Origin of the sequence: Streptomyces sp. NPDC048278 (assembly GCF_040652195.1) — a bacterium.
GTDB lineage: Bacteria > Actinomycetota > Actinomycetes > Streptomycetales > Streptomycetaceae > Streptomyces.
Genome location: NZ_JBEZLP010000047.1, coordinates 57,631 through 71,457, shown reverse-complemented (window position 1 = coordinate 71,457; position 13,827 = coordinate 57,631). Strand labels below are relative to the sequence as shown.

Sequence of the window (13,827 nt, the reverse complement as noted above, 5' to 3'; positions counted from 1 at the left end):
CGGCAGCCCGGCCGCCGCCAGGCCGTCCGGCCACGTAGGTCTCGGGTCATTGCTGCCGTACCGTCGCCAGCCGTCCCCGCGCGGCGGACTGGATCTGGGAGGGGCCGAGCCCCCACTGAAGGGTGCCTCCGACGGCCGTCGCCAGAGGCCGGTCCCAGCCGGTGCGGACGGGGGCCGGGCGGTGGATGCCGAGTTCGGCTCGGGCCCAGTCGGGGAGGAGCCCGACCGAGGCGTTCGTGAGGAGGCGTACGGCCAGCCGCTCCCGACGTGTGCGTCCGAACCGGCGGAGGAACAGCACCGAGTCCAACGCGGCCGAGGTAGCGTGGAGTTGAGGACGGAGGCGGGCCAGGTAGCGCTCGGCTTCGAGGGACGTGCGCGGTACGTTCCGTGCGCCCAACGTCTCGGCCACAGGGGCGGTTTGACGGTAGTAGGTGTCGCACTCGACGGGTGTCAGTCGCAGCCGCCGGGGCGCGTAGGTCTGGTGACCGGTGAGGAAGCTGCGTACCTCGGCGGTGTGCACCCAGGTGAGCAGGTCGGGGTCGTCGGCACGGTAGGGCCGGCCGTCGGGGGCGGTGCCGTGCACCCGGGTGTGGATCCGGCGGACGAGGTCGATCACCTCGCGGGCGGCGGCCGAGGAGCCGAAGGTGGTCGTGGTGACGTACCGTACGGTGCCGTTCAGCCGGCCGACGGGATCGGCGCGGAAGTCGGAGTGCTGGTCGACCCCCGCCATGGCCAGCGGATGCAGCGACTGGAGCATGAGCGCGGCGAATCCGCCGGTGAGCATTCCGGTGGGATGCCCGTGCACCCGCCACACCGGGTCCCCCGGCGTGATCCCGAAGAGCCCGGGATCACCGGGCGGCCTCGCGTACCGCTCCAGCTTGAGATCCCCGCCGTGCATGGTCGCCGTGAGTTCCGCCGCGATCCGTTCCCGCAGTCCCACCAGCACCTCCAGGGTCCGTGTCCCTCAGCCGAGAGTACTGACCCGCCCGGCGAGCACGGCCACGAGGATGAGCAGTCCGCACAGGGGATTGGTGCCGAACGCCCGCCCGCAGGCTCCGATGTCCGCGGGGTCGGCCCGCCATACCTGCCAACCCAACTGTCCCGCGACCACGCACAGCCCGGGCCAGTACAGCGGCCCGAGCCCGGCCACGACCCCGAACCAGGCGAGCAGCACCACGCACCCCGCGTACACGACGCCCACCAGTACCCGGCTGCGGTGCCCCAGCAGCACGGCGGCCGACCGCACCCCGGCCCGCACATCCGCCTCCCGGTCCTGGCAGGCGTAGATCACGTCCGTCCCCACGGCCCAGCAGATCAGCGCCCCGTACAGCACCCCACCCCCGAGACCGAGCCCTCCGGTGAGCAGGCCGTACACCAGCGGCAACGTCCAGTTCATGGTGATCCCCAGCCACACATGCGGCCAGTGGGTGACCCGCTTCATGTACGGATACACCGCCGCGAGGGGCGCCCCGGCCGCCGCCCACACCACGGCCTGCACACTCCACAAGCCCATCACCAGCGGAGCGACGGCCCCCACCACCACACACAGCACCAGCGCCCGTCCGGCCGCCAGCCGCCCGGAGGCGACGGGCCGACCCGCCGTACGAGGCACCTGCGCGTCGAACCGCGCGTCCAGCACGTCGTTGAGCCCGCAGGCGGCCCCTCTGGACAGCACCCCGTACACCAGGAGCAGCAGCCCGAGCAGGCCCCCGTCCCGGGGCTCGGCGATCGCTCCCAGGGCGATCCACCCCGGCACCACCAGCAGCCAGACCCCCACCGGCCGGTCCAGCCGCAGCAACTCCAGATACGGCCGTACGCCGGCAGGGGCCCGTCCCACCAACCGGGCGGCAGGGCCTTGGACCGCCACCTGAGTCGAGACGAGGGCCGGGGCTTCTGAGGCGACAGGCATACCGATTCATGGCCCTTTCCAGGGGAATTACGTGCCGGTCGGCCCAACGTAGCTGTGCCCAGGGCGAGTTCCTCGTCCTTTCAGGCAGAGGTGGGAGCCTTACAGGGAACGGAAATGCCCCGCGCGCGCAGGCCGGAAGGCGAGACCGAGCGGATGGCCAACCCGTTCCACCGAGCAGTGCACGAGTCCGCGCACCGAAATTCCCGTTGCCCACCGCGGGCAACATGACGACCGAACAGGCGATCCGGAATCCGCCGAACAAGACCCCGGCCGGTCGCCGGCTGCCCCGTTTCCTCGCCGGGCATGGCTTCGCCCGTGGCTCAGGGGGAGAAGCGGCGGTACGCGACTGCGTCGGTGCCCCACAACCTACGGTTGCGTCGGTGCTGCTGGTGGAGACGGTGTTTCCGTCCGGACTGATGACGGCCTCCCACCCTGGCGCCGGCGAATGCCAGCGGGCTTAAGGGGGGCCTGAGCGAGGCCTCGGCATGCCTTGCGGCTCGGGTGACGGACTTCCTCTGGGCGTCCACTCCCTGTGCGCGGTCCGCATCGGCGCCGTCGTGCGCGCGCAGGGCCTGCTGTCGCTACGGATCGAGCCCGCTACCAGCGCGAACTCGGAGTGGACGGCCTTGTCCTGCATGACGCGGTACCCGTCGCCGAGGCGAACTGGCTCGGCACACTGAAGTGCTGGCGACTGGCAGTCGATGTGGTGTGCGACTCCACGCCCGCACGCGGCGCAACCCTTATAGAGACGCGCTCCGGATAGGACGATACACAGGTCGGACGCGAGATCGACGAGGCACTCGACGCAGACATCGACGCCCTGTGCGGCCTTCTGCTCGACAAGGTGAGAAGCCCTTCATGATTCCCGGCCGTCCCGTACGCCGAGCCGGTCTTTCAGGGAGGGCGGCCTGACAGCGCCCCCGCGCCCGTTGCCGAGCACGTCGTCCCAGCCGCTCTTTTCAAGGGATCTGCACAGCCCTCAGCCGCCTCCGTTATGCTGATGATCAGAATCGGGCTTGTCGACGCGTTGGTGGCTGGGTGGCGCGTTCCCTTGACGTGCCCGACGGAGACATCGTGTCCTACCGTTCCCTGCTGCGTGTTGCAGGCGTCGGCTTCTTCCCTCTGGGATTCCTGGCCCGCCTGCCGTACGCGACCTCAGCCCTCACCACGCTCATCCTGCTCCAGGCAGCGACCCACAGCTACGCTTCGCCGGACTCGCCGGCGCGGCCCAGAGCATCGCCATCGCGATCGGCGGGCCCCTGGTCGGAGCCATGACCGACCGTTATGGTCACCGGAGCGTCGGAGTGGCGGCCGCGATCGCCAACTTCGCAGCCTGGGCGGCCCTGCTGGGCGCCAGCCATGGCAGCCGGGCCGGCATGTTCGCCACGGCTGCCCTGGTGGGCCTGACTCAGCCGCAGGTCGGCCCGCTCGTGCGGGTGCTCTGGTCACGGCTGGTGCAGTCCCGTAACGAACACCACCTGCTGTCCCCGGCTCTGTCCTATGAGGCGTCCGCCGACGAACTGAGCTTCGTCGCGGGCCCCGCGTTCGTCGGGCTGCTCGCCTCCGTCAGCCCCCTCGCGCCCGCGGTCGCGACAATGGCTCTGCTCGCAGCGAGCACTCTCCCCTTTGCCCTCGTCTACGCCCACCGCACCACGCACGAGCAGCCGTCCGGCAGGCAGGAGAGGCCGTACCTGCCCCGCCGGCCCCTGGCCGTCATGTTCCTCGCCATGGTTGCCATGGGGGCGATCTTCGGCGCGGTCCAGACGGCCGTCACCGTCTACGCCGGCACGATCGACAAGCCCGGCGCTGCCGGACTTGTCTACGCCGAGTTCGGCATCGGCAGCGCTCTTGCAGGCGCCGCCTGCGCCTGGCTCCCGCAGAAGTTCTCTCTGCGTGCCCGCTACGTCTCGTTCGCCGCGATCCTCTGCGCCGGCATGGTGATCCTCTTCATCGGCGGACAACTGGTCTCCCTCCCCGCAGCGGTCGCCCTCGCGAGCTTCACCGTCGCCCCCTACATGATCAGCCTGTACGCGCTGACCGAACGCCTCGCCCCCGCCGAACGGGAAGCAGGCGCCATGACCATCCTGTGCGCCGGCGGCCCCCTCGGCACAGCCGCTGGACAGGCCCTCTCCGGCAGCCTCGCAGACACCCACGGCGTCGACGGCGCACTCCTGGTCGCTCTCATCGTCGCAGCGGCAGCACTCCTCATCGCCCTCACGGCATTCCTGGCCGACCGACAGCGCAACATCTGGATCATCGACACCGCGCCCGTGACACGTCCGGTGGTCCAGGAGCGCTCCGAACATGCGCAGAACATCCATTGAGCGTTGACTGAGCGCTCGGTCCGGCGGCTGGTGGGTTCGGTCGCCGGGCCAGGCACGGCGCCAGTCCGAAACCTTTCGCCAGTGAGGCCGTGGGCCATCAGCTCGGTCCCCGTTCGGCTCCGGCCTCGGCGCGCCTGCGTAGCCGGAGCCCCGGCTGTCACACGGCATGCCACCGGAGGCCGGTCTGAGCGTGAACGCCTACGTGGTGCGCGCCGCCCGCCGCGCCGCCACCCTCGACGCCGCGCGCCGGCTGGCCACGCTCGGTCTCGGCAACGACCTGGCGGACGAGGGCGACACCCTGTGAACCGTGGTGAGATCTGGGCACTCCCCGACGGCCGCAACGTCCTGATCATCAGCCTGACCGGGCTCGAAGAGGCCTACGGCGCCGTCCTCGTGATCGTGCTGCACGAGAGCGGCCGGTTTCCGGACACGGCCATGTGGGTCGTGATCAGCGATCCGCTCCCGTGCACCGCAGTCGCCGTCAACATCGTGCAGCTGAGGACCAACCGGTTCGGGGGTGCCAAGCCCCTGGGGCCCGTCGATGCCGCGGCCATGGCCCGGGTGGACCAGGCCCTGCGCGCCGTCCAGGACCTCTAGGGCCTGTTGGGAAAGTCGATCTCTAGTTCCCTTGACGTCTTAAGCGGTGCCTAGGGTGTCGCGAGATGGCCGTGGGGCTGGGTACGGGCGAGGGAGGAATCGTCATCGACCGGGTGGAAGTCAACGGTGCCGAAGCGGACAACGAGGACCTGAAGGTGCTCGCGCGGGCCAACTACTCACACTTCTCCTCGATGCAGGTGCGGGACCGAGCGGTCCGAGGACTGGATCTGCATCTGAAGCGGCTGGACGACAGTACGCGGGAACTGTTCGGAACGGGCCTGGACACCGACCGGGTGCGCTCCTGTGTGCGGCACGCGCTCCAAGCTTCCCCGGACGCGGTGACGGTTCGGGTGTCCGTCTTCAGCCGCCGCCAGGATGCCGTGCTGCGCGGCGAGGACGTGGAGCCGGACGTGGCCGTGGCGACGAGCGCTCCGATCACGGCGCGGACCTCACCAGTGCGGCTGCGGACCGTGGAGTACGAGGGGGACCTTCCCCACGTCAAGCACGCCGGGACGTTCGGACTCAGCCTTCGCCGACGCCAGGCGGTACTCGCCGGGTACGACGACATGCTGTTCACCGATCGCAACGGCCGCATCAGCGAAGCCTCGATCTCGAACATCGGTTTCTTCGACGCCTCGGCGGCATTGACCGTCGATCCCGACGTGACGGACCTGCTCGTGAACTGCTACGAGACCAACCCCTGGCAAACCGTGTAACTGCCGCTGGGACCGTGCTGGTCACAGCCACTCGTTGAGGACGGCGACCAGCACGGTCGCCCCGTGGCGAACGGCGAGTTTGCCGTACCTCGTGGCCACGGCCCGGTGACGTCCGAGGCGATCGATCCCGCACTCGCCGGCATGCCGCTTGCGGTAGTCGGTCTCGAGGGCGGCGGCGAGAGAAAGGGCAGGGCGTACGCCCGGCCGTGCGTCGCTTTGCGCCTTGATATGGAAAAGCAGCTCGACGTGGAGATGGCCACCGCTGTGACCCAGTTGGCTGCGGGGACTTCTCAACTGCCGTCTCGGATTGCCGCGAGGCACTGGTCGTAGAGGTCTGCCAGGTCGAGTTGTCCGTCGCTTGCTGCCCAGAGTTCGGTCGCGGTGTCGACGCAGGTGAAGACGGCGGCGGTGATGGCCTTGGCGCGCGGGTCGAGGGTGGGGGTGGTCAGGCGGGCCTGGACGATCGGGATGAGTTCGCGCTGCCAGCGCAGCCGTTTCTCGATGTAGCGGGCGTGCAGGGCGGGGGTTTCGAAGATCAGACGGGAGAGTTCCAGCACCCGTTGCGGGGCGTGGTTGGCGGTGAGGATCGTCTCGAACCCGGCCCGCAGCGCCTCCCAGGGACCGACGCCGGCCGGCTGCTGCTGGACGGTTTGCCTCAGCAGTTCACCCAGCGCTTCCTGGTCGCCGCAGACCAGGTCTTCTTTGGTGCCGAAGTAACGGAACAGGGAGCGCTGCGAGATCCCGGCTTCCTTGGCGATCTGGGCGATGGTCGTCTGTTCGTAGCCCCGCTCGGCGAACAGACGAAGTGCCGTGTCCAGGATCTGCTGGACGGCGACCTGCCGCGATCGGTCCCACAACGTCGTCATGGATCTGATCCTACCCCCCTCTGGACAGCGACCGCCTGTTTGGCATTGACTGCCAGAAAAGCATTGACTGCTAGGAGGATGTCATGACAGCCGTCGACTACCGAGGCCAGACCACATTGATCACCGGTGCGAGCGCGGGACTGGGGGCCGAGTTCGCCCGGCAGCTCGCCGCCCGCGGCTCGGACCTGGTACTTGTCGCACGCCGCCGCGAGCGCCTGGAGGAGCTGGCCGCCGAACTGCGCGACCGCCACCCGATCCAGGTGCACGTGCTGGCGATGGACCTGGCCTCGGACGACCCCGGGCAGGCGCTGGCCCAGCGGCTGGGGCAGCTCGGTGTGCATGTCACCAGCGTGGTCAACAACGCGGGGTTCGCAAGCTTCGGCTCCTTCCACCAGGTCGATCCGGCGCGGCTGCGTCAGGAGGTCGCTGTCGACGTGATGGCGGTCGCGGACATCAGCCGCGCCTTCATCGGCCAGCTGCGGACGGCGGGGAGCGGGGTGTTGGTCAACGTCGCGAGCATGGCGGCCTACCAGCCCAATCCGCGGATGGCGCTCTACGGGGCGACCAAGGCGTTCGTGCTGAGCCTGACCGAGGCGCTGTGGGAGGAGTCGCGCGGCACCGGCCTGCGGGTGCTGGCTCTTTCCCCGGGTGCTACGCGCACCGAGTTCTTCGACGTCGTGGGCACCGAGCGGGCCGCAGGCGGGAACAAGCTCGCCTCGCCCGCCGATGTCGTCCGCACAGCGTTGGCTGCTCTGGACCGCAGGAACCCGCCGCCCAGTGTCATCGCCGGACGCATGAACCGGGTGATGGCCCAGCTCGCCCGCCGTCTGGCCACCCGACGGCAGATCATCCGGGCCATCGGCCGGATGACCGCCGAGGCGGTGTGAACAGGGACGGGATGGCTGTGGTCCTGGGCGGCGGAGGCGCCGTCGGGATCGGCTGGCAGTCGGGGCTGCTGACCGGCTTGGCTGAGGCCGGCTGCGACCTTGCCGGTGCCGACATTGTTGTCGGCACGTCCGAGGGAGCCCTGGTGGGGTGTTCCTGGCGGGCGGAGCCGACCCCGTCGGGCGCCGTGCGTGCGCTTGCCCGGGTGGGCCAGGCCGCGCCGGGGAGCGGATGGCTGAAGGCTTCCAGGTCCTTCTTGCCCCGATGGCGCAGGCCGGTCAGGGACTCAAGGCGGTGCGGGAGATCGGACGACTCGTCGCACAGCAGCCCGCCGGCATCGACGAGGAGACCTTCCTTCCGTTGGTCGCCGACTTTGACGGCCAGACCTGGCCGTCAAGGCTCCGGTGCACCGCGGTCGCCCTCGACAACGCCGAGGTCGGGGTGTGGAGTTCCGAATCCGGGGTGGCACTGCAGCTGGCCGTAGCGGCCAGCTGCGGGGCACCGGTCGTTCTGCCGCTGGTGACCATCGATGGACGCCGGTACATGGTCGGCGGTGTGCTCAGCCACATCAACGCGCGGGCCGCCGCCGACGCCGAAGGCGTCGTGGTCGTGTCGTGCTTCCCTCTCGACCAGCCACTTGCCCCCTTCCAGACGGTCCGGCAGGAGAGCGCGGAGCTGCGGGCCGCAGGCATCGTGTAACTGACCGTGGAGCTGGGAGCGGGCGGCCCGGACATGCTGAACCCGGCCCTGGCCGAACCGGCATTCACCCTCGGACGCAGACAGGCCGCAGCGGAGAAGGACCGCATCCGCGCGCTGCTGCAGTGAACATCGCGACCCGTCATCTGCCGGTATCACCCTCGACCGGGCGATCCAGGTACGGGCCGACCGATGCCGACTGCCCCGGAAGCCCGGCCCGCCCCACAGGAGGGCAGGCCGGGCCCGGACCCGACGCGGCACGCTTTCAGAAGAGCCGGCGCTCTCCGGAATGCACCGCCACAGCGCTTCCGCCACCTGTCAGTGATCAGTACCCGGATCCGGCCCCGGCCCCGGCCGGGGCCCGCCGACGTCCGCGGCCGAAGCGCGTCCGGGTACCCGGTCGCGGGTCAGGGGACACGGTCCAGTGATGCCTCCAGATCGAGTTCGCCCTCCCGGGTCTGGGCTCCGGCGACCACAGCGCCCCGGATGCGCTCAACCACGGCATCGGGGGCCGGGTAGACGGCGCCGAGGGCCCTGCTCTCCTCGCCGAGTCCCTCCAGCAGATTCCCGACGGCGGCTGCGGCCGAGACCGCGGCCTTCGCCGCGCCGATCTGCTCCGGACGCAGCGCGGCGATGCGCCGGGCGAGGGCGTCGACGAACGCGTCGAGTTCCCCGGCCGGGAGCGCGCGGTTGATCCAGCCGTACCGCTCAGCCGTCTGCGCGTCGAACAGGTTCCCGCCGAGGATCACCTCCAGAGCCCTGGCCCGACCGACCAGGGAGGGCAGCAGCTGGGTGGCGCCGCCGCCGGGGATGATGCCCATTCGGGTCTCGGGCTGGCCGAGCCAGGTCCGCCCGTTGGCGGCGAAGCGCATGTCCAGGGCCATGGCCAGCTCGTTGCCTCCGCCGCGAAGGCGCCCGGTGAGCTTGGCGATCGTCACCTGAGGCAGCGCGCGCAGGCGCAGCACCAGCTTCTGCATCGGGTTGATCAGCGACTCGTCACCCCCGGTGCCGGCTTCCGGGTTCGCCAGCTCGGCGAAGGTCTCCGGGTTGAGCATGAAGCCCAGGTCGACGTGGGCGACGAAGAACTCCGAGTCGGCGCTCTCCAGCACGATCACCCGTACCCGCTCGTCCTCGCGGACCACCCCGGCGAAGTCGTGCAGTTCGTTGATGAGCACAGTGTCGAGCATGTTGACCGGCGGGTGGTCGAACGTGACATGTGCCACCCCCGCCTCGATCGTCACCCGCAGTCCCTTGTACGCGTCGTACGGCATTTCCGTCCCATTTCTCGGTGGATTCATTGGCCAAAAGCCCGTTCATCGAGCACGCTAAGACCTGACGTTGACGTCAGAGGCAAGGGGAACCAGTCATGCGTATCGGGGAGCTCGCCGCGAGGGCGGGCGTGAGTGTGCGGGCGTTGCGCTACTACGAGGAGCAGCACCTGCTTGCCTCCGAACGCAGCCCCAGCGGCCAGCGGCACTACCCGGACAACGCCGTCGACCGCGTCCTGCTGATCCAGCAGCTCTACGCGGCAGGACTGCCGAGCAAGTCGATCGTGGAACTGCTGCCGTGCGTGGTCACCGGTGAAGTGACGCCGGAACTGCTCGACCGGCTCACGGCCGAGCGCAACCGCATCGACACCACGATCAGCACGCTGACCGGCACCAGGGACAGACTCGACACCCTCATCACCACAGCCACCACCACATACCGGACGGGCCGCCCCTGCCCCTGACGAGCAGGCCGCCGCATCCAGTACGGTCCCCGGCTTCGCCGCCGTCCACCGGGCGCACTGTACGGTCTCGTGCCCGGCCGACGGCCGCCGACCGTTTCCTGGTCGGCTGGGAGCTCGTACGACCACCAGTTCCTGGCCGTCCTGGACCGCGCCGAGCTGTGCCGCCCACACCTCGGCCGCGCTCCTGGCCAACCCCGCTGTTCCGGGTGATCGGCCGTCCTCTGAGCGGAGTTGGCCGCCGGAGCCGGGGGAGCGGAGGCGCCCGGCCGCGATCGTCTCCCGCACCCCGCGCGCCCCTCGCATGCTGGTTACCAGATCACTCAAGGTTTTCCCACGCCCAAGAGGCAGCGGCGCTCCCATCATGTTCCCGCCCGAACCTGAACTGCCTCCGGTGGTCACCGAGCCCGATGAATAGAATAAAGTTGCCCGAGGTAGGAAGCCGCTCGGTCAGGGCAGCAACGTGTTCCTGCGCTCCTACCTCCCGCAGCGTGTTCTGAGAGCGGCCGTGGACGGCAGTCGGCGGCCGGCGGGGGCACACCGTGCACCCGCTTCCGTGCTTCCACCCCACCGTCCCGCCGGCGGCGTTGGGTCTGCTCACGGTCGAGGTGCCCGCCCCCCTTTCCTCGGCGATTCGTTGTGTGCCGTGGCCGCCTTGGCGCTGAGCGTCGGGAGGCTGGGTCTTCAGGAACCCGCCGGCGGTCCCTGTCGAGCGACGTGCTTGCCGCTTTCCGGTGGGCGGAGCTTGCCGGTTTCCGCTCGGTCCGTACTGACGGGCAAGGGGAGGGCCGTCGGAGCGAGTCGCGTCACCGTGTCGGTCCTTGGCGGGCACGCCGTGGCGCGGAGCATCCGTGGGCGATGCCCGCCTTCCCGTGGCCGCGGGCCTATAGGTTCCTGTCAGCGGGCGAGGACGAGGCTGATGGGCCGGCGGCCAAGGGGGCGCGGTGGGGCGGGTCACGAGCGCGGTCTGCTCGGCGGGGCGGCGGTCAGCCGGTGCACCTCACGGTTGACCGCCGCCCACTGAGCCGGGAGTTCTGGGCCGGGTGGGCTAGAAGTGCCGTACGCGGAGCAGGAACTGGCAGCCGCCGGAGCGGCCGTCCGCATCGATGCCGACGGTCACCGGGTTGCCGGCGTAGGCCGTGCGGTACTGGCCCTGAGGCAAGTAGTTCACGCACTGGCCGGCATCACCGTCGGGGTAGAACTGCACATCGAGGCCGACGTCGGAGCGGCCCGACACCGTGAAGGTGAGGTCGCACCAGCCGGGGCGGCTGTCCGTGTCGACCCTGACCGCCTGGCCGAAGGTGCGGAACGTCTGGATCGGCATGCCGTAGGTGCCCTGGTAGTCCCCGCACTGACCGGCGTTCCCGCCGGAGCTGGGGAGGAACGTGTACGTGATGGACGCACCAGCGAGGGTCCCGTCCGGGTCGTAGACACCGAACGCCAGCTGACAGCCGCCGGCACGGTTGTCGGTGTCGAAGCGAATGGCCTGCGTCCAGTCCGGCGACGCCGCCCACTGCTGTCCGGTCGTCCCACCGCACTGGCCGGCGTCGCCGTCGGCGTTGAACTGGACGCCGATCTCCGGCGCGGCGACGAGCGGTGCCGTCACCGCGGCCATTGCCGTGCCCGACATCCCGGCCGTCGTCAGCGCACCTGCGGCCAGGGCCAGGACGCACGCAAGCGCTCTGAGACGTCCGGGCAGTCGTAATCCACTCATGCGAAGTCCCCTTCCAGGGGTGATAGGCACTGAGGTGAGGATGCGTCGGGGCACGGCGGCGCTGTCCGAGCACGTCCGCAACGTGCGCCGAAGCCCCAGCTGAGTATGTCTGCCCCAGCCCTGCTCGTATCGCCCTGAACAGGCCATCACTCCCGCAGGGCAGCGCACTGGCCGGGACCGTGCGCCGACGGCCGCGTCGCGGAACCCGCCGGTGACCGCTTTCCAGACCCCCGGCGGCCTCCTGCCCACCGAGCTCGCCACGCCCCGCCGGCAGCGGGTCCCTCGGCGACCCGGTCGGCTCGGGCCGGTTCGAGGACGCGGAGAGATGAGCGCGCGCCGTCCTTCACAGTGCCCTCCCGTCGCGGTACCGGTGGGCGGAGCGCTGGGGGATGCGTCATGCCCGTTCACCTCCGGGCAGAGCTCCCCACTACGGCGGCAGGCTGGCCGAAGGGGTAGGGGCACGGCTGGTCGGGCTTGGCGCAGGCGCCGCGGTTCTCCCAGCAGTCGGGGGCGGCTTCCTGCCGCAGCAGCTCTACGCACGGCAGGCTGCCGCCCGGGCTGCGCAACAGACCACGCCGTGGAAGGCGAACTACGTGCCGGCATCGAGAGCACGGTCAGTGAGTTCGTCAACGGCCACGGCATGAGGCAGGCCCGCTACCGGAGCCGGGCCAAGACCCATGTCCAGCACGTTCTCACCGCGATCGCCGTCAACATCGAGCGCGTCCACGCAGAGCAGACGACGCCGACGGCAGAACGCCCGCCCCGAACACCCACCGCGCTCCAGAGCTTCCTGGACCGGCAGGGCATCCCAAGGCCAACCGCAGGGCGCACAGCAGGGACATCCTGACGTCAGCGGAACGCCGCGGAAAAAAGCCCGCCCTCCGCGGTACGCGAAGGGAGGTCGTCCCCAGCCGGGACGCGAACTGCGCAATGTCATGCCTGACCATGAGCGATCAGGGCCGCGTGGGGCAGCACCAGCACACCTTCGGGACCGGCGAACTCGCCACATAGAAGATCAAATTGCTCCTTGATCTTTACGATGACCGCAGGCGGCTGACTCGTCACGATCTGGCCGATCGTCGCCACTCCGGCGGCCGGTCCGCTCCACCACTCCTCAGGCGTCGTCTGGTGGTCCCAGGTCAAGGTGCCGCAGACGACGTCCGTAAGACCTGCCTCACCGAGCAACGCGGCGAGGCCCTGTTCAGTACGGAGGAAGTCGTCTTCGGGAGCAAGAGCCGGCAGGTGAGCCGGACGCGTGACACCTGCCGCTTGGACAGCCCCACCCAGTAGGGCCTGCCCGGCGGCCGCGGGAACCCCCCAGACAGTGACGGCGATCCGTCCGCCCGGCCGCGTCACCCGGCGCAGCTCCGTCAGGGCTTGCCGAGGCTGTCCGACGTGGTTGAGGACGAAGTTGCCGACCGTGGCATCGAACTCGTCGTCGGCGAAGGGCAGATGGGGCAGAGCGGCAAGCCGCACGTCAGCTTCCGGAGCCGCCGGCGCAGCCCGGGCAACCATGCCTGGTTCGGCATCCACCGCCGTCACCTCCGCTCCACGCCCACAAGCGAGTACGGCGACGGTGCCCGTGCCCGTCCCCACATCGAGGACCCGCACACCCTCCCTGACACAGGCAACATCGAGAAGCATCGGCACCGGATACGCGCAGAGTTTGGCGAAACTCGCAGCATAGGCATCAGCCTGCCCCGCCCACGCCTGCCGCTCGGACTCATCAAACACCGTCTCCGCCATCCGTTCCCTCCCCAGAACGACCACCACCGCAGCCCTGACGCTACCCAAACCCGATCAGCAAAGTTCAGGGGAATCGGACCGGCCCCCAGCAAGATCCCCGACAGCGTCACCTACTCAGCGAGGACGTGCAGGGGCAGACTGTCGGGTGCGGTCATCGTGCTGATCTCCTTCGGGCTTCGACACCTCGAAGATCAGCCGGTGGCCGTTCATCTATGCGGGCCTCATCCCGATGCCGGAAGCAGACCCCCGGATCAGGTGGAGACCGTGACACCACTTCCCTGGACGCAACCAGCGGTGACGGGCCGGCGGCCGGAATCTCCGCCGGGGAAGCTGCGTTGTTACGCATGGCGCCGGGACTCGGGTACGCCTGCAGGGTTTTCAGCATGCCGCTGACAAGGTCAGTTGAACGGGCGATCACCAATGGCGGACTGCCGGTCCGGCGATTCCCGCATGGTTGCGATAGCGTAACGGCAGCCATAGGGTTGTGACTGGCGGACAGGACACCGCCTTACCAGAGCCCGGCTGTCGCGGGCCGGGGCGGGTCGGGTGTGCCCGTCATTTTCCAGAACAGTTCCATCCTGGCAGTGCTCGCAGCGGGAAACGGCGGCGATACGGCAGGGTAGCCCGCCGTGGAAAGCGTCCCTC

General features: G+C 69.8%; 14 protein-coding genes. 8 read left to right on the top strand and 6 right to left on the bottom strand.

The annotated features are described in order from the left end of the window. Window positions 1-46 precede the first annotated feature (46 nt). The gene (locus AB0D74_RS45335; RefSeq protein ID WP_362600594.1) at window positions 47-940 is read right to left on the bottom strand and encodes an oxygenase MpaB family protein; all 894 of its coding nucleotides are present in this window, start codon (window positions 938-940) and stop codon (window positions 47-49) included. Window positions 941-964: 24 nt separating this feature from the next. Next, a complete protein-coding gene (locus tag AB0D74_RS45330) occupies window positions 965-1,909 on the bottom strand; it encodes a 4-hydroxybenzoate octaprenyltransferase (protein WP_362600591.1) in 945 nt (314 codons plus the stop codon). A 1,127-nt stretch (window positions 1,910-3,036) separates the two neighbouring features. On the opposite strand from AB0D74_RS45330, the gene AB0D74_RS45325 reads away from it, so the two are divergent. The 4 genes from AB0D74_RS45325 (at window position 3,037) to AB0D74_RS45310 (ending at window position 5,546) form a co-directional block, all read left to right on the top strand. Then, window positions 3,037-4,233 carry an MFS transporter gene (locus AB0D74_RS45325; RefSeq protein WP_362600636.1) on the top strand — a complete coding sequence of 399 codons (1,197 nt, stop codon included), beginning with the start codon at window positions 3,037-3,039 and terminating at the stop codon, window positions 4,231-4,233. Between the two features lie 166 nt (window positions 4,234-4,399). Continuing rightward, window positions 4,400-4,537: a hypothetical protein gene (locus tag AB0D74_RS45320; RefSeq protein ID WP_362600588.1), complete on the top strand. Its 138-nt coding sequence runs from the start codon at window positions 4,400-4,402 to the stop codon at window positions 4,535-4,537. Next, window positions 4,534-4,830, top strand: a complete 297-nt coding sequence (locus tag AB0D74_RS45315) for a hypothetical protein (RefSeq protein ID WP_362600584.1) — start codon at window positions 4,534-4,536, stop codon at window positions 4,828-4,830. Before AB0D74_RS45320 ends, AB0D74_RS45315 begins: the two co-directional genes overlap by 4 nt. 65 nt (window positions 4,831-4,895) lie before the next feature. Beyond that, window positions 4,896-5,546, top strand: coding sequence for an aminotransferase class IV (locus tag AB0D74_RS45310; RefSeq protein WP_362600581.1), 651 nt, complete (start codon window positions 4,896-4,898; stop codon window positions 5,544-5,546). A 290-nt stretch (window positions 5,547-5,836) separates the two neighbouring features. Here AB0D74_RS45310 and AB0D74_RS45305 read toward each other — a convergent pair whose 3' ends face one another. Beyond that, window positions 5,837-6,412, bottom strand: coding sequence for a TetR family transcriptional regulator (locus AB0D74_RS45305; protein WP_362600578.1), 576 nt, complete (start codon window positions 6,410-6,412; stop codon window positions 5,837-5,839). An 83-nt stretch (window positions 6,413-6,495) separates the two neighbouring features. Between AB0D74_RS45305 and AB0D74_RS45300 the strand changes: the two genes are divergently transcribed. Together AB0D74_RS45300 and AB0D74_RS45295 are read left to right on the top strand one after the other, a co-directional pair. Further along, window positions 6,496-7,299 carry an SDR family oxidoreductase gene (locus AB0D74_RS45300; protein WP_362600575.1) on the top strand — a complete coding sequence of 268 codons (804 nt, stop codon included), beginning with the start codon at window positions 6,496-6,498 and terminating at the stop codon, window positions 7,297-7,299. Between the two features lie 229 nt (window positions 7,300-7,528). After that, window positions 7,529-7,996: a patatin-like phospholipase family protein gene (locus AB0D74_RS45295; protein ID WP_362600572.1), complete on the top strand. Its 468-nt coding sequence runs from the start codon at window positions 7,529-7,531 to the stop codon at window positions 7,994-7,996. Between the two features lie 404 nt (window positions 7,997-8,400). On the opposite strand, the gene AB0D74_RS45290 is transcribed toward AB0D74_RS45295, so the two are convergent. After that, window positions 8,401-9,264, bottom strand: a complete 864-nt coding sequence (locus AB0D74_RS45290) for an enoyl-CoA hydratase/isomerase family protein (protein ID WP_362600569.1) — start codon at window positions 9,262-9,264, stop codon at window positions 8,401-8,403. Between the two features lie 95 nt (window positions 9,265-9,359). On the opposite strand from AB0D74_RS45290, the gene AB0D74_RS45285 reads away from it, so the two are divergent. After that, window positions 9,360-9,725 (top strand): MerR family transcriptional regulator, encoded by a 366-nt coding sequence (locus AB0D74_RS45285; RefSeq protein WP_362600566.1) that lies wholly within the window; start codon window positions 9,360-9,362, stop codon window positions 9,723-9,725. A gap of 1,045 nt (window positions 9,726-10,770) precedes the next feature. On the opposite strand, the gene AB0D74_RS45280 is transcribed toward AB0D74_RS45285, so the two are convergent. Continuing rightward, window positions 10,771-11,436, bottom strand: a complete 666-nt coding sequence (locus AB0D74_RS45280; protein WP_362600563.1) for a hypothetical protein — start codon at window positions 11,434-11,436, stop codon at window positions 10,771-10,773. A 577-nt stretch (window positions 11,437-12,013) separates the two neighbouring features. On the opposite strand from AB0D74_RS45280, the gene AB0D74_RS45275 reads away from it, so the two are divergent. Next, window positions 12,014-12,283 (top strand): transposase, encoded by a 270-nt coding sequence (locus AB0D74_RS45275; protein ID WP_362600560.1) that lies wholly within the window; start codon window positions 12,014-12,016, stop codon window positions 12,281-12,283. Between the two features lie 86 nt (window positions 12,284-12,369). On the opposite strand, the gene AB0D74_RS45270 is transcribed toward AB0D74_RS45275, so the two are convergent. After that, on the bottom strand, window positions 12,370-13,182 hold the full coding sequence (locus AB0D74_RS45270) for a class I SAM-dependent methyltransferase (protein ID WP_362600557.1): 813 nt from the start codon (window positions 13,180-13,182) through the stop codon (window positions 12,370-12,372). Window positions 13,183-13,827 lie beyond the last annotated feature (645 nt).